Origin of the sequence: Priestia sp. 40 (genome assembly GCF_049368575.1) — a bacterium.
In the GTDB taxonomy this organism is placed as follows: domain Bacteria; phylum Bacillota; class Bacilli; order Bacillales; family Bacillaceae_H; genus Priestia; species Priestia zanthoxyli.
The window spans coordinates 209,453-228,594 of sequence record NZ_JBMPZA010000025.1 but is presented as its reverse complement, the minus strand read 5'-3'; the positions used below and the strand labels follow the sequence as shown (position 1 = coordinate 228,594).

The following is a 19,142-nucleotide window of genomic DNA, read 5'->3' as shown; positions in this document are numbered from 1 at the left end:
TATGTATGCCGTTGGACTTATGTCGGGAACGTCACTGGACGGAATTGATGCAGCTCTTGTGGAGATTGAAGGAAGCGGCTATGAAAGTAAAGTTAAACTTCTTCAGTTCATTACCATGCCGTTTTCACCGCCGTTAAAAAAAGAAATTGAACAGGCGCTTTCTCTCGAACATTCAAATGTACAGCTGATCTGCAGCTTAAATTTTAAACTTGGCTATGCGTTTGCAGATGCAGTGAAAAGAGTATGCCAAGAAGCCGGGTTTTCTCTGGAACAAGTAGATGTCATTGGATCGCATGGGCAAACGATTTATCATCAGCCGTATGCTTTAGAAAATACAGCGATGTCTACACTCCAAATTGGAGAGCCCGCTGTTATTGCCTATGAAACCAAAACGAAGGTAGTAGCAAACTTCAGGGTGATGGACATGGCAGCGGGCGGGCAAGGTGCTCCGCTAGTTCCTCACACAGAACGGATTTTGTACAGCCACGCTGACCGTACAAGGCTGCTTCAAAACATTGGAGGTATTGGAAATGTAACGTTGATTCCTCCAAAACACTCTCCTATACCGGTAGTAGCTTTTGATACGGGGCCGGGAAATATGATGATAGATGAAGCATGTCAGCAGCTTTTTAATATTTCATTTGATGAAAATGGGCGTTTAGCAGCTGGAGGAACTATTATTTCAGAGCTTTTAGAAGACTGTATGAATCATGATTACATGAAGCTTTCTCCTCCTAAATCGACGGGAAGAGAGCTGTTCGGTACACAGTACACAAGGAGACTGCTAGAGAAATATAGCAAACATAAAAAAGAAGATTTGCTGGCTACGATTACTATGTTCACGGCATCATCCATTGTACATCACTATGAAACATTTATTTTTCCTGCCTATTCTATTGACGAAGTAATTATTGGAGGAGGCGGAAGTTATAACAATACGCTGATGAATATGATTAAAGCCAAGCTAGGGAAGCGCTGCAGTGTGTATACACAAGAAGAAATAGGAATGTCTTCAGAAGCAAAAGAAGCCGTAGCTTTCGCAGTGCTCGCAAATGAAACACTTTCGGGTTATCCAAGCAATGTACCAAGTGCAACCGGCGCCGTGTCTCCTGTAATATTAGGAAACATTACGCCTGTACCACTATAAAAAAGGGGATGGAAGAAATGACAGAAGCAGCAAATATGGAAAATGAAATTTTTGAACTTATTGCATACGGAGGAAATGCTAGGTCACTGGCATACGAAGCATTAGAAGCAGCTGAAGATTATGATTTTAATAAAGCTGACGAACTTTTAAAGCAGTCTCAAGAAGAGCTCGGTCATGCTCATAAAACGCAAACTGCGCTTATTCAACGTGAATTGAACGGAAAAACAATTGAAAAGTCGCTGCTTTTAATTCACGCACAAGATCATTTAATGACGGCTATTTCAGAGCAAAAATTAATTGAACATATGATTAAGCTTATTAAAAAATTTAAAAAAGAAGGCGAAAATTAATGAAAAAGCTAGGTATTGCGATTTATCCGGAACATTCGACCGTGGAAAAAGATAAAGCGTATATAGCACTTGCGCATCAATACGGATTTACACGTATTTTTACATGCTTGCTTTCTGTTGAAGGCGATCAGGAAAAGGTAATGGCGAACTTTAAAGAAATTATTGAGTTTGCCAATGAGCTAGAGATGGAAGTAGTAGTTGATATCGCTCCTCGCGTATTTGGAGCGCTCGGCATTTCTTATGATGATCTATCTTTCTTTCACGAACTAGGGGCTTATGCTATTCGTCTTGATCTAGGGTATACGGGAAATGAAGAGTCCATTATGACCTTTAATCCATATGGCTTAAAAATTGAAATTAATATGAGTAATGCAACAAAGTATGTCGATAATATTTTAAGTTACCGACCGAACCGAAAACAGCTATTGGGGTCGCACAACTTCTATCCTCATCGATACGCGGGATTGTCGTATGATCACTTTATGAAGTGTTCAGCATTGTTTAAAGAACATAACCTTGAAACAGCAGCGTTTATTAATTCACCAAGCGCTACTTTTGGACCGTGGCCTGTTACTGAAGGACTTTGTACGCTTGAAATGCATCGCACGCTTCCGATCGACGTGCAGGCTAAGCATCTTTTTAAAACGGGATTAATTGATTGTGCAATCATTGCGAATGCTTATGCATCAGAAGAAGAAATGAAGGCGCTGCGTGATGTTGTTCAGCAAGAGCGCTTTACCTTTAATGTGACCCTGTATGATACGATTACTGAGCTTGAAAAGAAAATTGTGCTGGAAGAGTTTCATTTTTACCGCGGAGACGTATCCGATTATTTAATTCGCTCTACGCAAAGCCGAGTAAAATATAAAAAAGAAGAATTCAAGCCTACGCATACTCCACCAATTCGAAGAGGCGATATTTTAATAGAAAATGAACTCTATGGTCAGTACAAAGGAGAGCTGCAAATTGCGCTGTTAGACATGGAAAACTCCGGGAAAACTAACGTAGTAGGGCGCATTGCAGAAGAGGAAATTTTCTTATTAAATGAACTGCAGCCATGGGATAAATTTGCTTTTTGTGAGCGGTGATGAAATGGACTATATTATCGGTATCGACGGTGGCGGAACAAAAACAGAAGCCGTTGCGTACAGCTTAGACGGTCAAAAGCTCGCTGCTTCAAAAAGCGGTTACAGCAATTTACTCATTAATTACAATACGGCTATTACTCATATTGATGAATGTATTATGGCGTGCAAAACTGCGCTTGCTGGTCATACATGTAAAGGCATTTCACTAGGACTTGCTGGAAGTAAAGCATTATCCAAAGAAGAAATAAAAAGATATTTTTATAATCGTTATCAAGTAGAAGTAGGTTTATATGATGACGCCATAATTGCACATGAAGCACTACTGCATGGAAAAGACGGGATTTTAACCATTGCAGGAACTGGAGCCGTCAGCATTGGAAAAAAAGACGGGGTATACGAATACGGAGGAGGGTGGGGACACCTTCTTGGAGATGAAGGAAGCGGATATTGGATTGGTCTTCAAGCACTTATATTGTTGACGAAGGAGCATGATCAAAGCCGTCCGTACAGCAGCCTTAGTCAGACAATCTTGCAACATGTAAAAGCAGACACTATACACGACATAAAAAAGTTTGTCTACTCATCTCCTAAATCAGAAGTTGCTTCACTCACTCCGCTTGTTGTACAGCAAGCAAGAAATCATAAACAAGAAGCGAGTGACATCCTTCAACAGGCTGGAAAGAACCTTGCAAACATGACTCTTCATTTGTATAAGAAACAGCGGTTTGAAGGGAGCTGCTTGCTGGCATGCAAAGGCAGCATTTTAACGGAAATTCCAGAAGTGTTTGATGTTTATAAAAAAGCATGTGAGAAAGAAATAAAGCATATCCAGTGGGCAACACAGCGAGTATCATCTGCTAAAGGAGCTTATCAGCTGTTCATGAATGATTATAAATAGAGAAAAAATGATGGTGGAAAAGGCAGGGGATCACAGTGAACTTAAATCATATCTTAACAGAAAAACGCAATCCGCAAACTTTAAACATTGATGAATTATCAAGCCTGGAAATTGTAAAAAAAATTAATGAAGAAGATCACCAAGTGCCTCAGGCAATCAATAAGGTGCTGCCTGTTATTGCTCTGTTAGTAGATGAAATTGTCAGTGCTTTTAAACAAGGAGGACGTCTGATTTATATCGGAGCAGGTACAAGCGGGCGGCTGGGCGTGTTAGATGCATCTGAATGTGTACCAACATTCGGTACACCTGCCGAACAAGTAATTGGGATCATAGCTGGGGGAGACAAGGCGCTCCGGCATGCGTTAGAAGGAGCAGAAGATAATAAGAAACAAGCGATAGAAGATTTGAAAGCGATTAATTTATCAAATAAAGATATTCTTGTAGGGATAGCTGCAAGTGGAAGAACTCCTTATACACTCTCAGCGCTTGCGTATGCAAACAGCCTGGGGGCAGTAACGGGCTGCGTTGTAAATTCTCCTCAATCAGCTATGGAACAAGAAGCAAAATATGCAATAGTAGCAGAATCAGGGCCGGAAGTTGTAACAGGTTCTACAAGAATGAAAGCCGGAACTGCTCAAAAGCTTGTTCTTAATATGCTGACGACCGCTTCTATGATTCAAATCGGTAAAGTCTACAGCAATCTAATGGTAGACGTACAGCCGACTAATGATAAACTCGTACAGCGTGCTAAAAATATTATTGCAGAACTAACAGGCGTCTCATCAGAAGAGGCAGCGGAAAGTTTACAAACATACAAAACACCAAAAGCCGCTATCCTTGCGCTTCTTACTTCTATAGAAGGTGATGAAGTGCACCAGCTGCTTGATAAACATGACGGACATTTAAAAAAAGCGATTGGAGAAGCAGTGGAACAGCAGACTAAAGATTAACCCCTAAAAGAAGTGCATACAGCACTTCTTTTTTTGTTGAGTACATTTTTTGCACAATGTATGTGGGTGAATTCGGTCTAATCATTTTGCGAGACCCGTAGTATAGTAAAAGCATAAAGCATAGTAAGGATTTCAATTTGTGCACGAATTGGACTGAAGGTGATTCATGTGTTAGACAAACGCAGTACGGCCGTATTGCAAGTTTTGCTTCAAGCTGCAACATTTATACCGGTACAAGAGTTAATGAAACAGTTTCAAGTGTCAAGACGTACCATCTATTACGATATTGAGAAAATTAACGATTGGCTGTGTCAGCAAGAATTAGAGTTTGTTCAGTACACATATGGAAAAGGTTTTTTTCTAAACGATCAGGCGAAGGACCAAGTTGCTAAACAATTTTCTCATGTTATGCCATCTGCTTATTTATCAGCTGAGGACCGGCAAATATACGTTGCTTTGATGTGTATACTTCGAGGCGGAAAAATCGGAACTCAGCAGCTAATGGAAGAAACAGAAGTTAGTCGTAATACTGTGCTGCAAGACATTAAAGACTTAAAAAACAAGTGGGCAAAAAAAGATATATCTTTGATATACAGCTATAAAGATGGTTACGAGGCACAAGGATCTGAAAGCGACATTCGAAATTTGCTTTATATACACATCGCAGAATTAATAAGTCAACATCAAGAAGAATTGCTGAAAAGAGTCATGAAAGCAGATTACGAATATTCAATGATTTATAACTGGCTTGTGGAGTGTGAAGATAAACTAGGAATGGCGTTTACAGACAAGATGCTGACGCAATTAGCGTATATGCTCACATGCTGCATCCAGCGCATTCAAAGCAAGCGCTACGTAGACTCCTTGATTACTAGAAAAGACGAATTAGAAAAAACTAGGCAATATAAAGCGCTGCAAGAAATTGAAAGCGTTTTAGGGTTGGGGCTTCCATCACAAGAAAAGCACTATCTTGCCACTGTCTTACTAAGTGCAAAAGTAAATGTAGTAAATCAAGCAGATAGTGATGATTGGATGAGAAGCATTGTAAAAGAAATGGTATCGCGGTTTCAAGCCTATGCTTGTGTAGTATTTGAAGATCGAAACCGGCTTGAACAAAATTTATATATTCATTTGAAGACGGCTTATTACAGGCTTCTCTATAATATTCATCTCCCTAATCCTATGCTTTCGGCTATTCAAACAAAATATCAGGATATAGTGGAACTGACAAAAAAAGCGTTGCTTCCTTTAGAAAAAAGCCTTCAAACACGTATTAATGAAGACGAAATTTCTTATTTTGCTCTTCATTTTGGAGGATGGATGAAAAAACAAGCGGGAAGGCAAAAACAAAAGCGTATTGTTATTGTTTGTGCCAATGGAATTGGAACGTCTCGCATGCTTCAGTATCAGCTTGAACAACTGTTAACAGACGCTGAATTAATAGGGCCGATGACGGTAAGGGATTATGAACAATTTAAGGAAAGCTATGATTTAGTTATTACAACTACGCCGTTAAAAAAGCGAATGAACGTGATGCTTGTGAATCCTATTTTAACAGATGATGAAAAGCAGAGATTAATCGATTTAGTTGAACCATCTTCCTCTCAGCTAACGACTCAAGCCATCATGGGTATTATCAAGCAGCATGCAAATATACAAGATGAAAAAGCTCTGTTAGCTAATTTAAAACTGGTTATACAGCAATCTAAAAAAATGGTAAGAGAGGATAGAAAGCCAATGTTGCATGAAGTATTGCAGGAGCCATTCTTGCAGCTTAAAGATTCAGCAGATGATTGGAAAGCAGCTGTTAGGCTGGCTGCCAAGCCTTTGCTGAACTACGAATATATTGAACCTTCTTATGTAGAGGCAATGATTAAAAGTGTAGAACAGTTAGGCCCTTATATTGTTATTGCGCCAAAAGTCGCGCTCCCTCACGCAAGGCCAGAAGAAGGTGTAAATCGTGTGGGTATGAGCATGCTTCGCTTAAAGGAACCCGTCTATTTTTCTACTGAAAAACAGCACGGAGCACAGCTAATTATCGTACTTGCTGCTACTGATAATGAAACCCACTTAAAAGCACTATCTCAGCTTTCGATGATGCTATCTGAAAACGATAATATTGACAAGCTTATTGCAATGAAAACAAAACAAGAAATGCTTGCATTAATTGAAGCTTACTCAAATTAAAAGGAGAGATGAAAAATGAAAAAGATTTTAGTGGTATGCGGAAACGGTTTAGGAAGCAGTTTTATTGTGGAAATGAATGTAAAGAAAATTTTAGTAGAACTTGGTGTTGAAGCACAGGTATCTCATACAGATTTAACAACTAGTAAAACGGAGCAGGCAGATATCTATTTAGGATCTGCAGATATTGTGAATCAATTGGATGATGGCACTCGAACGGTCGTGGCACTGCAAAACATTTTAAATCAAGCGGAAATTAAAGGAGCACTGCAAAAATACTTCGTGGAGGCGTAAGCCATGTTTGATTTAATTATGAAAGATATATTAGGAACACCTGCTATTCTAGTAGGATTGTTTGCCCTAATTGGTTTGTTGCTTCAAAAGAAAAAAAGTGCAGATATTGTATCGGGCACTTTAAAAACGATTATGGGCTTTCTTATATTAGGAGCAGGGGCTAACATATTAATTGCTTCACTTGAAGCGTTTGGAAAAATGTTTAATAAAGCGTTCTCCGTTGAAGGCATCATTCCTAATAATGAAGCAATTGTAGCTGTAGCTCAACAAACGTTTGGTACAGAAACAGCGATGATTATGCTCTTAGGTATGATTGTAAATATTATTATCGCGCGCATCACGAAATTTAAGTATATCTTTTTAACGGGGCACCATACCATGTTTATGGCTTGTTTGATTGCAGCTATCTTATCTACAGGCGGGTTAACAGGAGCACCTCTGATTTTTATCGGTGCGCTATTATTAGGTATCTTAATGGTTTTATTCCCTGCACTTCTTCAGCCTTATGTGCGTGAAATTACAGGGTCAAACGATATTGCCGTTGGTCATTTTGGTTCCCTAGGCTACTTAGTAGCAGGGTTTGTCGGCAAGCGAGTAGGGAATCGTGAAAAAACTACAGAAGAAATTAAAGTTCCTCAATCCCTAGGATTTCTTCGAGATACGTCCGTTTCTGTCTCGCTCACGATGACCGTTTTATTTATTGTTGTTGCCCTTTTTGCTGGTCCTTCATTTATCGAAACAAAATTAAGCGGGGGTCAAAACTTTATTGTGTACTCTCTCATTCAAGCGATCACGTTTGCAGCAGGGGTATATGTCGTGCTGGCGGGTGTTCGTATGCTTTTAGCAGAGATCGTGCCAGCATTTAAAGGAATTGCTGACAAAGCGGTACCAAATGCTATTCCAGCGTTAGATTGTCCAACTGTGTTTCCTTTTGCTCCTAACGCAGTGGTCATTGGATTCTTTTCAAGCTTTATCGCAGGCCTTATTTCAATGTTCTTTTTGCCTTTATTTGGGCTAAGTATTATCGTGCCAGGCCTCGTTCCGCACTTTTTTACTGGAGCCGCCGCGGGAGTGTTTGGAAATGCAACGGGGGGAAGAAGAGGAGCAGTGGTCGGGTCATTTGCCAATGGAATCTTAATTAGTTTTTTACCGGCTGTTTTACTGCCTGTTCTCGCGTCGCTAGGTTTTAAAGGCACAACATTTGGAGATTCGGACTTTAGTTCGGTAGGTATTCTTCTTAGTATGCTAATTAAATTATTTACGTAAAGATAAAAAACTCATGTTACGCTAGTAGCATGAGTTTTTTATGATATTGGAAGTGGAGGAGCAATGAATGAAGATTGATCCAGAGTTTTATGACTATGCAATGATTGCAAGAAGTACAGAGAATGGGATCTATTTTGCAAGCGTGAACTATGCCTTAGAAAATCAAAAAAGCATGACTTCTCTTCTTTCTTCCACCGGTGAATGTTTGATAAAAGCGAAAGCTGAAAAGCAGGAACTACTAACCTATGCAATACAGACGGGAAAAGCTAACAGGCTGTTAGCACAGCGCTTGTTATCGAATTTATTATTGTAAAAAAGTTTATTTTTCTAGTTAAATTAGCATGTGCGCTCTGATAATCCTTTGGTTATTTCTCCTTATGACGATGTAAACATCAATATGGTATTATCGAAAGTTAAAGGGGTATTAAAAGGTGTGTGGAAACAATGGATCGAAAAAAAGCCGCATCAGTAGCTGGAGCATTGGTCATTGCCGTAGGAATTTGGCTGTTTCAAAGCGGGAAATTTAAAAGTGAAGCCCAGGCAGATAAGTTTACGAGTACGTTTTTGGTCGATCATGAACAAACAGACAATGGATTTGAATTATTTACTTCGGATACCAATCAATATAGCATGTGGTTTCCGCTTCAGTATGTTATTCATAAATCTTCTTATAAAAGCAGTGAAGATGAAAGTGAAGTATGGACAGCATCAACGAAGGAAAATGATTCATACAATGCTGGGAAAATAACGGCTTTATTTTCTAAGAAAAAAAGCAAAGCAGCTCAAAAAAAAATGGATGCGTTTCAGCCTGATTACATGTTAAAAGGTAAAAATGCAACGATTTATGTGAAAAAACAAACAAGAGATGGAAAGCATAGCATTTATCATGCTTATGTGAATGATGATTATTCAGACAAGTATATTTACTATACGTTTGAACTAAAAAGCAACGAACAGACAAACAGTACAAAACAGCAGTATTGGGTAGAAAAAATTCTTCTGAATACACAGTTTCAAAAAAACTCAGCTGAATAGTCAGCTGAGTTTTTACGTAAGGGTTCATAATACTTTTGCTTTTTTATGTAAACGGGTACAATATGAGTAAGGAGGCCTTCGTATGATTGAAAAACAAGCAGTTGGTGAAAAAGCAGCACAATTTGTTGAAGATGGAATGATTGTAGGGCTAGGGACAGGTTCAACAGCTTATTATACAATTGTAAAACTAGGTGAACGAGTAAAAAATGGATTAAACATCAAAGCCGTTCCTACTTCTCAAAAAACAGAAGAGCTGGCAAGGAAACTAGGTATTCCTATTGTTACCTTAGCGGATGTTGAATATATTGATATAGCAATTGACGGAGCGGATGAAGTGGATAGCGAACTTTCTTTAATTAAAGGAGGAGGAGGCGCACTGCTTCGAGAAAAAATGATTGCGTACGCAGCGAAGCGGTTTATCGTGATTGCGGATTCTAAGAAAATAGTGAAGACGCTAGGAGCTTTTCCTCTTCCTGTTGAAGTTATACGTTTTGGCTGGGAAATGACGGCGAAGCATATTCGCAGTGCAGGTTGTGTACCGCAGCTTAGGCTTTTAGATGATCATACGCCGTTTATCACCGATAACGGAAATTACATTCTAGACTGCCATTTTTCAGAAATTGAAAATCCTGCTGAGTTGGAAAAACAGCTGATAAGAGTTCCAGGCGTAGTAGAAAGCGGATTGTTTGTAGGAATGACGGAGGAAGTCATTACCGTACAAAATCAAGAGGTTCATATCATGAAAAAATAGAAGCTTTGGCGTCGGGCCTAGGCTTCTATTTTTTAATTGGAAAGAACGTTCCAATTTTTCTCTAATTGATATATGTATTGAGACGCGTTCAGTACATTTGGATGAACGAAGGTATCAATTGTTTTTTGCGGACAAGCAGATCCGTATAATGAAAAAATAACAAGCTTGCTATGCTCGATTGGTGATACAACGTGAGATAAACAGCGATAAGAAGGATTTATCAAGCTTTTTACCATCTCATGAATATCTTCTTTGTCGTAAAAATCGACTTCAATTTCCGTCTTTACTAAATAACGGCTTTCAATGGCGCTGCTTCTATAATAATTGTAGCGTGCTCCTATGAAGTAGGACGGATCTGATGTTGAAACGTCCAAATTCGTATATGTTTGATCCTGCTTGCTTTTATAAAAAATAGAATCATGAGTATGCTTCATGAATTCTTGATAAGTTGTTCCATCTTCCCACAGAGCTAGAATACAAGCATCTGTTTCATCTTCCACGTTCCAACCCCCTAATTGGCCAATGAAACCATTCACGTGTGCAAGAGCAGCCCAATGCTGTTGCGTATATGAAAAAGATGCTTTTTTATTAGTCGGTATGCTGCATTTCACAATTTTTGTCAACATTCTCCCATCACCTCAATTAATTACTTCGATAAATGAAGGAAAAATCCTTCTAAAAAGAGGAAAATCATAGACATATCCCCCCTTTAAAAGCCATACATTTCAAATAGGACAATGTTAGGGAAAGAAGGGGAAATGAATGAAAGTTTTTCGTGCAAAAGCCTGTCAATCTCCTATGCGAAAAGGCTGGTCAATTATGTTTCAGCATCCGTTTAAAAAAGATGAAAGAGGAAGATCGCATCCGTTTGTTAAACGGTTTATGTATACAGAGCAACACGATGAAATTGACATTCTGGTTGAAGAGATGAATGAACTGCTGAGAGTGCAGGATTTTTGGACAAGTACTGCAAAAGGAAGAGCAAAAGCAAGATATGATGAACGAGTAGTAAATGCTTTTTATAACGATATTGAAAAAAAGACGAGCGAACAAATTGACAGCGAGTATGAGTACGTCCATGTAATAGGAGAACAAGGAAGCGGCAAAACATCCTTAATCCGCCAGCTTCTTGGGATAAAAAAGGAATGTGGCTTTCTAGGAATAGGCAGTAAAGGCGCTTATTCTGCTACGTATAAGGTGAAGGATTCCCAACACTATGAAGCTGCTGTCTCTTTTTTTACGCGAAGTGAAGTGCAAAGAAAATTGGAGAATATGCTACTAAGAAGCGCTGCAGTGTATGCTGAAGGAGGCACGGATTATGACTTGGTCTTTGAGTTATTACACGGAGATTCCTCTTTTAATCTGCGCGCTCTTTTAGGAGATATCCCATACAAAGCCCGTTACTTTAATGATGATGTTCCTTTAAGAATGAGCGACGAAAATAGTTCATTCAAACAATTTGTAGATGCAATTAAACGAGAAAGTGAAATAGTAAAAGACGCTGTTGATCAAGAAGGAAGAGATTTTGCAGAGGTATGGCATAAGCGGCTTGAATGTAGGAAGATCACTGAGCAAATGCTTCTGGCAATTGAATCCCGCTTGAAAGAATACAAGGAAGCAATATGGGAAGTAGGAGAAGACGACTGGCCAATATTCTGCCGTCTCACAGCAAAGGAGCTGTCTTCCTTTGATCCGCTAACAAATGAAGAAGAAGAAAATAACGGACGTCTTATTTATCCACTGTTTCGTAGAATTGAAGTTTGCGGCCCTTTTTCTTTTAAGAAAGGGGTAGCAATTTGCGAGCACCCATCTGTTGAATATACGAGCACCATCCACGATTCTTTTAAAAAAGCAGCTTCTATTTTATACGTACATCACGGGCTTAAAGAACTAGATATTCAATTTCTTCAACAGCTCATCGTACATGGTCACGGTGCTAAGGTAAACGTTTGTGTTACACACGGAGATTTGCTTACCTCTCCAAGCTGCCGGACGGATTATGCTAAAAAACATGCCATGGCTAAAATGATAGATGGTGCGCTTAAAAGCGTTTCACCTCTTATGAAAAAGCAGCTTCACTACTATTTAACAGTAGGGAATACTACCATTTTAGAATGTGTACACGAGGAATTTGAAGAGAGTCACCTTCTTTATAAAGACTTAAAGGCAGCTTTAGTATCAGAAACGAGAAAAAAGCAGCAAGAACTTCATCCTATTTATTTAAACTTAACTGTTTCCCAGGCTTTTTATGAGGCGATGGAGTCCCTGAACATTCCTTATATGGATAGAGAAACGTGTTTGAACATTTCCTTAGGAGAGCATGAAGGGCCGGTGCCAGTCATTGCGTCCGCTTTTATTTCATCTGTCTACGAGCATTTTCTAAGTCAGCCGTCTGGATGGTCAAGTACCTATCATTCGGTCACCGACCGACAGCAGGTTATTCAAGAGTTGGCAGGTGAGTTCGCAACCGTCGTTTATTCCTATTTGAACGAGCAGATACTTGAAAATGCCCGTAAGGACTGGCTCGCTCTTTATAAAGAAAAAGAAGACGATCAACCGTATAAATATAGCAGGGTGATAGAAAGTGTGATTCCTGCCAAAAACGATATCTATCAGCAGCAAATTCTTATGAGAAACGTTTATCAGTTGATTAAGTATGTGATAGAAAAGAAAGACGGCGTAATGGTTCATTAAGGAGTCAATGTAAAAAGAGGTTTATAAATAAAAAAACAGAGCCTGATTTCAGGCTCTATTAGCGTTTGGAAATAGCAGTTAAAGTATTAGGTCCGGCAACGCCGTCAACTGCTAGCTTATTGTCTTTTTGAAACTTACGCACAGCAGCTTCTGTATTGGCACCGAAGATACCATCCGTGCCTTTTGTATCATAGCCAAGCGACGTTAATTTCTTTTGAAGAGCTTGAACATTGCTGCCTTTGCTTCCTTTTTTAAGCGTTTGTTTTGTGTTAATTGCTGTATCTGCTGGTGGGTTTGTTGGCTTTGGATTTGTTGGGTTTGTTGGTGTCGTCGGGTTCGGTTTCGTTCCTGAACTTCCTAAAGCTTTATATGTTGATGGACCAACAATGCCGTCAGCGGTTAAGCCGTGGTCTTTTTGGAACTTACGAACAGCTGAATCTGTATTGGCACCGAACACACCGTCCGTACCTTTTGTGTTATAGCCAAGTGAAGTTAGCTTCTGCTGAAGTTCTTTAACTGCATTTCCTTTACTGCCTTTCTTTAAAACAGTTCCTGTAGAAGGAGCTGGAGTAGAACCTGAGTTTCCAGAAACATTGTATCCGTTTGCTGCTGCAATGTCGTTAAACGATTTAGAAGAAGTTGTAATCACAACTGGTGTACCGACGGTCACTTTACTAAATAACCATGCCACTTCTTCATCGTACATACGAACGCATCCGCTGCTTACATATTTGCCAATGGAAGCAGGATTATTATTTCCATGAATAGCATACGTCGTGCCGTATGTACCTCTCGCGTTTAGACCTAGCCAGCGATTGCCAAGAGGGTTTCTAGGATCTCCACCAGGAATGTTCCCTGAGTAATAAGGGCGATTGACAATTTTATTCACTACTTTGAAATGCCCTTCTGGTGTAAGAGACTGCGTGCGCCCTGTTGCGACTGAAAACGTTCGGACAAGTGAACCATTTTGGTAATAAGCGAGTTTATTTGTTGCTTTGTTAATGATAATTAAATGAGATGGTGTTGAAGCAGCTTCTGTTTTTGGAACCCCTACAAACAAGCAGGCTAGAGCTAGAATAGCCGCTATGAGTACGATTGTTGTTCTTGATATTCTATTTGCCATGTGCTGCGCCTCCTTAGGCTGCATTAATGAAAAACGTATGGTGCGGCAGTGCTATAAATTCTTCACTAATAAAATAAAAGACGAATAGCTGCATTTTCTATACCTGTATGTATGCGCTTAATAAGGAAATCATTAAGTAGAAAGACTTTACTAGCGGGAATTTATAATAATAAGAATAACTAAGTTTTTCTTGATGTTTTGCATAATTTTACTAAGATAAGTTTACTAATCTAGCGGATTTATATTTACATAAGCAGCACATCCTTTCCAGTTCTTCATTTTCGTGTAAAGAAATGAAAGCGTTATACATATTATTTTGTAATCATATTGTAACATAGTTGTATTTTTTATACCATAAAAAGACATAAAATAGTATAAAAATACTTTATATGGGTTTTATGTACAAAAAATTCAAAAGTTCAGGAGAACGAAGCTATTATTAGATATACGAAACTGGAAAAGAAGTATGCGTAGTTTTGCGGAAATAGATAAATATTCTTATTCGAATATAGGGAGGAACAGAGTAAAAAACTACTTGCAAAGAGACAAGTAGTTTTTAAACCGTTATTTTTGAGCATACATTACAACAAAATTAAAAAATTTATAGATGCAATCCACTGTGCTGAACCCGCTTGCTGTTAGCCAATTTAACTGATCATGTAAAGTTGCCATTTTATCTAACTTCGTACGTTCATGAGCAGCCTCAATTTGCTCATGAGTTAATCCGCTTGAGGCAATTCTTTCACTCCAGTCTTTTTTATATAACTCTTCAATAATAGAAGAATGGCCTAATACTTGATCGGCATTAATAAATATTCCTCCTGTATGCAGCAAATTATAAATTTGCCCATACAGCTTTTGCTTTTGTTGGTCTTCTAAATGATGAATAGCAAGTGAAGAAATCACAATGTCGAATGAATGCTCAAATTCGTAGCTTGTTATATCTGATACAAGAAATTCCATATGCTGTTCGTTTTTAAAGCGCTCCTTAGCTTTTTCAAGCATTTGATCTGACACGTCAATCAACGTGAAATGAGCATTTGGGTATTTTTCTTTTACAAAAGAAGAAAACAATCCTGTACCTGCTCCGATATCAAGTACGCGAAGCGGCTTGTTTGCAAAGTGAAGAAGAGAAACGGGAATGGAATAAAAATCAAAAAAACAAGGAATAAGTTTGCGGCGCTGCTCGTCATACTGAGAAGCATGGGCATTAAATTTTTCTTTAACGTTATTTTTCATTTTTACAGCTCCTTTATTTGGTAATATTGAGATACATATATCGTATAGAAGTTTGGTAGAAAAGAAAATAAACAAAAATAGGCAGTATTGATTCCAGTTTGTTATGAATAGAAAGAGATGGAGAGAAGAAAATGGAGATCAAATGGTTAAAAACATTCATCATAGCGGCTTCTTATGAAAATTTCAGGCAAGCGTCTGAAGATTTATTTTTAACACAGCCTGCTGTATCAAAGCATATTCAGCGACTGCAGCAAGAGCTAGGCGCTGAGCTTTTTGAAAAAAAAGGTAAATATATTACGCTGACTGAGGCAGGACGCTTTTTTTTGCCTCATGCACAAAAAATGGTGAGGGCATATGAAGAAGGAGTAGGAAATTTTAAATTATGGAAGCAAGGATATAACCGAAAACTGACTATATCCGCTGCTCCTCAAATAGCAGCATCTGTTTTGCCGAGTCTAATCAAACAATTTGTAGAGAGATATCCCCATATTGAAGTCACGGTTAATATCACAAATTCGTTTCAAGTGGGAAAAGACATCAGCGACAGAAGGTCAGATATTGGATTAACAAGGATGCTTCCAGGTCAGGCAGACGTTTTTTATGAGTTAATACATAAAGAAAAAGCAGTCTTAGTTGCCCCGTTTTCTGCAGAGGCACGTACGGAACAGGAGCTGTTATCTTCCTACCGGCTGCTTACGAATAATCATCCTGTTTATTGGGAAGATTTACTCCTTCAAATCAAGTCTTGTTATCCTCACATTCAGCTGCTTCCTGTGACGCAAGTAGAAATTACAAAGCGCTTTATTGAAGAAGGTTTAGGCGTATCTTATTTGCCATTTTCTATGGTGAAAAAGGAAGTTGAAAATCAAACGTTAAGCGTAATTTCACAGCAAAAAATTATCCGGCCTTCTTCACATACGTATATCGTAACAAAAGGTGAAACGGAAGAAACAAAGCAGTTTAAGCACTTTGTAGCTGAGACCTTAACAGAAACGAGCTGAAATGATACCATAAAAAGGAAGGGGGGATGGCAATGTATATATTAATAATACTTGTAGCAGCAGCGGTCTTAGCAGACGTTATCTTGAGAAAAGTCCTTGATATCCCTCGCAGCAAATTTTGGGGAAAATATGAGTATGAAAGTCTAGCTTTAGAACGTTGGGACAAATATGTCATGGTAGCTTTTGTTCTTTTTCTAGTACTCGATATGATTTTTATGGTTGTAGAGCCTTATATCGTGACTTGGTGGTTTTTAGGCATGCATATTTTGCTGAAAAGCATAGATGAATGGAAATATAAACAAGAAACGAAAGAGTACATCACAAGCTTTGTACAGCTGGGATTCTTCTTTACGGGATTTGTTTTATTAGCCGGCGGAATTGTATAGAAAAAGAGCTTTACCTATGGTAAAGCTCTTTTTATATTATTTAAAAATATGATCAATGTCTTTAATTTCAGAAGAAGTGAGCTGAACATCTAATGTTTTTAAGTTATCAAGTACTTGATCAGCGCGTTTTGCCCCTGGAATTAACACATCAATTGAATCGCGCGTTAAGTACCAAGCCAGAACAAGATGAGCTACTTCTACGCCTTTCGCGTTAGAGATTTGACGAAGACGCTCTACTTTTTCTAGATTTTGCTGAAATGCTTCCCCGATAAAATGAGGCATATCTTCGCGCAGGTCATTAAACTTTGTATTTTTATCATATTTCCCAGCAAGTAAGCCAGCAGCTAGCGGGAAGTATGGAATAAATGAAATGCGGTTTGCAGCAGTATAAGGTAAAATATCGCTTTCTGCTTCTCGCTGAATTAAGTTATATTGGCCTTGGACCACGTCTACATAACCATCTTTATTTGCTTCTTTTAACTGATCTAACGAGAAGTTTGATACGCCAATAGAACGGATCTTACCTTCATCTTTTAATTCTTTTAACGCACCGACCGCTTCGTCTTTAGGTGTGTTTTTATCTGGAAAGTGAATATAATATAAATCGATATAATCTGTTTGAAGGCGTTTTAAGCTATCTTCAACCGACTGTTTTAAAAATGCAGGAGAATTGTCTAGCAGTACTTCATCTCCAACAATTTTATGTGCTCCTTTTGTAGCGATCACCGCTTCTTCACGATTCCCGCGTTCTTTTAACACTTCGCCAATTAATTCTTCAGAACGTTTAGGACCATAAATGAACGCTGTATCAAGTAGGTTTATGCCATTATCTAGCGCCTTATGAACAAGGTCTTTGCCGACTTCTTCGTTTAGGTTAGGATATAAGTTATGTCCTCCTACAGCGTTTGTTCCAAGTCCAATAGGATTAACATATAATTCGGATTTTCCAATCTGCACTTTTTCTGCCATGTCTAACGTCCATCTCCTTTTTTATATCTTCTTTTTTACTATAGCAAAATATACCACGAATCAAAAATAGTACGCTCATATGAAAAGCAGCTTTAAAAAAGTATGTGAACTTGAGTTACACGTAAATAAGGAGTATATTCTACATGGCTCTATTTCAATAGCAGAAATAAAAAAAGAACCTCTTTTAAATAAGAGACTCTCTTTTAGTCATGGTAATATGATAACTTTTTGACAGCTGAAATGTTTCAGCGAGCTGCCTGCGTCCTTGCGCTCCTTGTTCGCGCACATAATCTAATTCGTTTGGTGTAAGAAGCTTCATGCTAATCAGTTTAATAGATTCGTAAGGTAAAGAGAGGCTAGTTGAAACAGAAGGAGACTGAACTCCTAGCAATACACCAATATCTCCATTTTTATTTACAAAATGAGGCGGTACGTCCAAATCCGTAAATTCAATTGAAAGAACATCATGCTTCATGAATAGTTCTAGCATATTAGGATGAGCGGCGGCATTTTGACTCATTTGATAAAGAAGGTCAAATGCCCAGTGATCCTGAATATCAGATAAAGGCCCGCGCAGAGATTCATCATCGCATTCGATATAGAATTCTAATCCTTTTCCTTGCGTTCGGCTCTTTTCTTCGGGGGATTGAAACGGATCGGACAAGCCGTCGCTTGCTAGAATAACCGTCTCTGTTTTTTGAACACGAATAAATGTTTGACGTCCAGATGGCCAAGCAGGTCCGCCAAAAAACATGGGATTTAATAAATGAGTTAATACGTCTCCGTCGACATGTCCAATTGTGTTCCAGTAGTCTTTTCTTTTTGAGATTGATTCCTCAAGAACACGCTCTACTTCTTTTTCCTGCTTCTTTTGCTTCCACTTTAAAAATAATGACAAGTATCCCACACCTCTTTACGACTTCATAGTACCCAATATATACCTCATTCAGGGAATTCGTAAACCACTATTAGCGTATAAAAGTAAATTATTCCTTTAAATTATAAAAACCCCAAAGTTTTCTTAGGGGAATCATAGAATTTTGTCCTTAATAAATCAGCTGGAAAATCAAATAAGCCACATACACGGCCTGTGCGAAAAATAAAAAACCCCAAAAGCGTGCTGAAAGATGGGTAAGCTGCTTTAAACTCGTAGCGTCACCCGCATCGTTTGGGTATTTGATGCTTAACACAAAAATAATAAAGGCAGAAAATAGAGATTCTACAAGTAACAGTGCACCAACAAACATCATGCTGTAACGCATAAGCTGTGGGTCTTGTAAATAATAAATACCACCGAGGATCAAACCGATAGAAAAAAGCCAAACAATTCCGTATCCGTTACGTACCCAAAGCAGTAAATTAATAACAACAACACTTCCTAACCCGTAAAAAAGCCAGTCATAGTGATGGTGAATGAGCAGGTAGAAAAACAAATACGCCATTGCTGAGCTGAACGGGTAGCCGGCTAAGGCAATAATGACGCGCGGCAGCCATCCACGGGATCCCGCGTAGGTGGCAGTCACAGCTACACCTTCATTATTGGTATAAAGCTCAATGCGATTGACGCCTTTTCCGACAATAAGCCCCATTAACGCGTGGCCATCTTCATGAAACATCGTATTTAAATTTGAAAAATAACGTCCAATATGCCTAAGCAGTGTATTAATGCTAGGAGCAAATGAACCTATAAATGGAATGCCTCTTGTTAGCACAAAAGCTAATAAAATAAATAAGAAAAGCGTAGTAGATTGTTCCATCGCGATAGTC

The 19,142-nt window shown here is 38.6% G+C and carries 20 protein-coding genes; 14 read left to right on the top strand and 6 right to left on the bottom strand.

All coding sequences use genetic code 11. The annotated features are described in order from the left end of the window. The first annotated feature begins 1 nt into the window (after nucleotide 1). From anmK to rpiA, 11 genes are all read left to right on the top strand, one after another. Nucleotides 2-1,147 carry an anhydro-N-acetylmuramic acid kinase AnmK gene (gene anmK / locus ACO1DI_RS25825; RefSeq protein WP_328575083.1) on the top strand — a complete coding sequence of 382 codons (1,146 nt, stop codon included), beginning with the start codon at nucleotides 2-4 and terminating at the stop codon, nucleotides 1,145-1,147. A 17-nt stretch (nucleotides 1,148-1,164) separates the two neighbouring features. Further along, the gene (locus tag ACO1DI_RS25820) at nucleotides 1,165-1,497 is read left to right on the top strand and encodes a PTS lactose/cellobiose transporter subunit IIA (RefSeq protein ID WP_226556066.1); all 333 of its coding nucleotides are present in this window, start codon (nucleotides 1,165-1,167) and stop codon (nucleotides 1,495-1,497) included. Next, the gene (locus tag ACO1DI_RS25815; RefSeq protein WP_226556065.1) at nucleotides 1,497-2,585 is read left to right on the top strand and encodes a DUF871 domain-containing protein; all 1,089 of its coding nucleotides are present in this window, start codon (nucleotides 1,497-1,499) and stop codon (nucleotides 2,583-2,585) included. The genes ACO1DI_RS25820 and ACO1DI_RS25815 overlap by 1 nt, the downstream gene beginning before the upstream one ends. 4 nt (nucleotides 2,586-2,589) lie before the next feature. Continuing rightward, complete coding sequence (locus ACO1DI_RS25810) at nucleotides 2,590-3,483, top strand: BadF/BadG/BcrA/BcrD ATPase family protein (protein WP_423145731.1); 894 nt, start codon at nucleotides 2,590-2,592, stop codon at nucleotides 3,481-3,483. Nucleotides 3,484-3,518: 35 nt separating this feature from the next. Next, entirely contained in the window at nucleotides 3,519-4,433 is a 915-nt protein-coding gene (gene murQ / locus ACO1DI_RS25805) for an N-acetylmuramic acid 6-phosphate etherase (protein WP_226556063.1), read from the top strand. Between the two features lie 168 nt (nucleotides 4,434-4,601). Next, nucleotides 4,602-6,620 carry a BglG family transcription antiterminator gene (locus ACO1DI_RS25800; protein ID WP_243548843.1) on the top strand — a complete coding sequence of 673 codons (2,019 nt, stop codon included), beginning with the start codon at nucleotides 4,602-4,604 and terminating at the stop codon, nucleotides 6,618-6,620. Nucleotides 6,621-6,635: 15 nt separating this feature from the next. Next, the gene (locus ACO1DI_RS25795; protein ID WP_013055730.1) at nucleotides 6,636-6,911 is read left to right on the top strand and encodes a PTS sugar transporter subunit IIB; all 276 of its coding nucleotides are present in this window, start codon (nucleotides 6,636-6,638) and stop codon (nucleotides 6,909-6,911) included. Nucleotides 6,912-6,914: 3 nt separating this feature from the next. Further along, nucleotides 6,915-8,177: a PTS ascorbate transporter subunit IIC gene (locus tag ACO1DI_RS25790; protein WP_423145730.1), complete on the top strand. Its 1,263-nt coding sequence runs from the start codon at nucleotides 6,915-6,917 to the stop codon at nucleotides 8,175-8,177. A 67-nt stretch (nucleotides 8,178-8,244) separates the two neighbouring features. Then, nucleotides 8,245-8,490, top strand: coding sequence for a hypothetical protein (locus ACO1DI_RS25785; protein WP_371905408.1), 246 nt, complete (start codon nucleotides 8,245-8,247; stop codon nucleotides 8,488-8,490). 131 nt (nucleotides 8,491-8,621) lie between these two features. Then, on the top strand, nucleotides 8,622-9,212 hold the full coding sequence (locus tag ACO1DI_RS25780; protein WP_042992282.1) for a hypothetical protein: 591 nt from the start codon (nucleotides 8,622-8,624) through the stop codon (nucleotides 9,210-9,212). Between the two features lie 82 nt (nucleotides 9,213-9,294). After that, on the top strand, nucleotides 9,295-9,963 hold the full coding sequence (rpiA, locus tag ACO1DI_RS25775; protein ID WP_014461289.1) for a ribose-5-phosphate isomerase RpiA: 669 nt from the start codon (nucleotides 9,295-9,297) through the stop codon (nucleotides 9,961-9,963). A 32-nt stretch (nucleotides 9,964-9,995) separates the two neighbouring features. On the opposite strand, the gene ACO1DI_RS25770 is transcribed toward rpiA, so the two are convergent. After that, on the bottom strand, nucleotides 9,996-10,589 hold the full coding sequence (locus tag ACO1DI_RS25770) for a YdbC family protein (RefSeq protein ID WP_014461288.1): 594 nt from the start codon (nucleotides 10,587-10,589) through the stop codon (nucleotides 9,996-9,998). Nucleotides 10,590-10,725: 136 nt separating this feature from the next. On the opposite strand from ACO1DI_RS25770, the gene ACO1DI_RS25765 reads away from it, so the two are divergent. After that, the gene (locus tag ACO1DI_RS25765; protein ID WP_243548845.1) at nucleotides 10,726-12,657 is read left to right on the top strand and encodes a hypothetical protein; all 1,932 of its coding nucleotides are present in this window, start codon (nucleotides 10,726-10,728) and stop codon (nucleotides 12,655-12,657) included. A 58-nt stretch (nucleotides 12,658-12,715) separates the two neighbouring features. On the opposite strand, the gene ACO1DI_RS25760 is transcribed toward ACO1DI_RS25765, so the two are convergent. Next, on the bottom strand, nucleotides 12,716-13,780 hold the full coding sequence (locus tag ACO1DI_RS25760) for a L,D-transpeptidase family protein (RefSeq protein ID WP_115653197.1): 1,065 nt from the start codon (nucleotides 13,778-13,780) through the stop codon (nucleotides 12,716-12,718). A 564-nt stretch (nucleotides 13,781-14,344) separates the two neighbouring features. Then, entirely contained in the window at nucleotides 14,345-15,019 is a 675-nt protein-coding gene (locus ACO1DI_RS25755; RefSeq protein WP_423145729.1) for a class I SAM-dependent methyltransferase, read from the bottom strand. Between the two features lie 131 nt (nucleotides 15,020-15,150). Here ACO1DI_RS25755 and ACO1DI_RS25750 point away from each other — a divergent pair, with 131 nt between their 5' ends. Beyond that, nucleotides 15,151-16,020, top strand: coding sequence for a LysR family transcriptional regulator (locus tag ACO1DI_RS25750; protein ID WP_243548847.1), 870 nt, complete (start codon nucleotides 15,151-15,153; stop codon nucleotides 16,018-16,020). 32 nt (nucleotides 16,021-16,052) lie between these two features. Further along, entirely contained in the window at nucleotides 16,053-16,406 is a 354-nt protein-coding gene (locus tag ACO1DI_RS25745; RefSeq protein WP_014461282.1) for a DUF4181 domain-containing protein, read from the top strand. 36 nt (nucleotides 16,407-16,442) lie between these two features. On the opposite strand, the gene ACO1DI_RS25740 is transcribed toward ACO1DI_RS25745, so the two are convergent. The 3 genes from ACO1DI_RS25740 to ACO1DI_RS25730 all read right to left on the bottom strand — a co-directional run bounded on the left by ACO1DI_RS25740 (nucleotide 16,443) and on the right by ACO1DI_RS25730 (nucleotide 19,132). Further along, nucleotides 16,443-17,375 (bottom strand): aldo/keto reductase, encoded by a 933-nt coding sequence (locus ACO1DI_RS25740; RefSeq protein WP_014461281.1) that lies wholly within the window; start codon nucleotides 17,373-17,375, stop codon nucleotides 16,443-16,445. 184 nt (nucleotides 17,376-17,559) lie between these two features. Beyond that, nucleotides 17,560-18,282 carry a suppressor of fused domain protein gene (locus tag ACO1DI_RS25735; protein WP_243557413.1) on the bottom strand — a complete coding sequence of 241 codons (723 nt, stop codon included), beginning with the start codon at nucleotides 18,280-18,282 and terminating at the stop codon, nucleotides 17,560-17,562. A 139-nt stretch (nucleotides 18,283-18,421) separates the two neighbouring features. Next, nucleotides 18,422-19,132, bottom strand: a complete 711-nt coding sequence (locus tag ACO1DI_RS25730) for a M50 family metallopeptidase (RefSeq protein WP_209368372.1) — start codon at nucleotides 19,130-19,132, stop codon at nucleotides 18,422-18,424. Nucleotides 19,133-19,142 lie beyond the last annotated feature (10 nt).

Excerpts from the sequence above, each read along its gene's own strand:
- ACO1DI_RS25790 (WP_423145730.1), top strand. The coding sequence starts at position 6,915 with ATGTTTGATTTAATTATGAAAGATATATTAGGAACACCTGCTATTCTA.
- ACO1DI_RS25780 (WP_042992282.1), top strand. The coding sequence starts at position 8,622 with ATGGATCGAAAAAAAGCCGCATCAGTAGCTGGAGCATTGGTCATTGCC.
- ACO1DI_RS25765 (WP_243548845.1), top strand. The coding sequence starts at position 10,726 with ATGAAAGTTTTTCGTGCAAAAGCCTGTCAATCTCCTATGCGAAAAGGC.
- rpiA (WP_014461289.1), top strand. The coding sequence starts at position 9,295 with ATGATTGAAAAACAAGCAGTTGGTGAAAAAGCAGCACAATTTGTTGAA.
- ACO1DI_RS25760 (WP_115653197.1), bottom strand. The coding sequence starts at position 13,780 with ATGGCAAATAGAATATCAAGAACAACAATCGTACTCATAGCGGCTATT.
- ACO1DI_RS25795 (WP_013055730.1), top strand. The coding sequence starts at position 6,636 with ATGAAAAAGATTTTAGTGGTATGCGGAAACGGTTTAGGAAGCAGTTTT.
- ACO1DI_RS25785 (WP_371905408.1), top strand. The coding sequence starts at position 8,245 with ATGAAGATTGATCCAGAGTTTTATGACTATGCAATGATTGCAAGAAGT.
- ACO1DI_RS25810 (WP_423145731.1), top strand. The coding sequence starts at position 2,590 with ATGGACTATATTATCGGTATCGACGGTGGCGGAACAAAAACAGAAGCC.
- ACO1DI_RS25730 (WP_209368372.1), bottom strand. The coding sequence starts at position 19,132 with ATGGAACAATCTACTACGCTTTTCTTATTTATTTTATTAGCTTTTGTG.
- anmK (WP_328575083.1), top strand. The coding sequence starts at position 2 with ATGTATGCCGTTGGACTTATGTCGGGAACGTCACTGGACGGAATTGAT.
- ACO1DI_RS25750 (WP_243548847.1), top strand. The coding sequence starts at position 15,151 with ATGGAGATCAAATGGTTAAAAACATTCATCATAGCGGCTTCTTATGAA.
- ACO1DI_RS25745 (WP_014461282.1), top strand. The coding sequence starts at position 16,053 with ATGTATATATTAATAATACTTGTAGCAGCAGCGGTCTTAGCAGACGTT.
- ACO1DI_RS25815 (WP_226556065.1), top strand. The coding sequence starts at position 1,497 with ATGAAAAAGCTAGGTATTGCGATTTATCCGGAACATTCGACCGTGGAA.
- ACO1DI_RS25820 (WP_226556066.1), top strand. The coding sequence starts at position 1,165 with ATGACAGAAGCAGCAAATATGGAAAATGAAATTTTTGAACTTATTGCA.
- ACO1DI_RS25770 (WP_014461288.1), bottom strand. The coding sequence starts at position 10,589 with ATGTTGACAAAAATTGTGAAATGCAGCATACCGACTAATAAAAAAGCA.
- ACO1DI_RS25740 (WP_014461281.1), bottom strand. The coding sequence starts at position 17,375 with ATGGCAGAAAAAGTGCAGATTGGAAAATCCGAATTATATGTTAATCCT.
- ACO1DI_RS25755 (WP_423145729.1), bottom strand. The coding sequence starts at position 15,019 with ATGAAAAATAACGTTAAAGAAAAATTTAATGCCCATGCTTCTCAGTAT.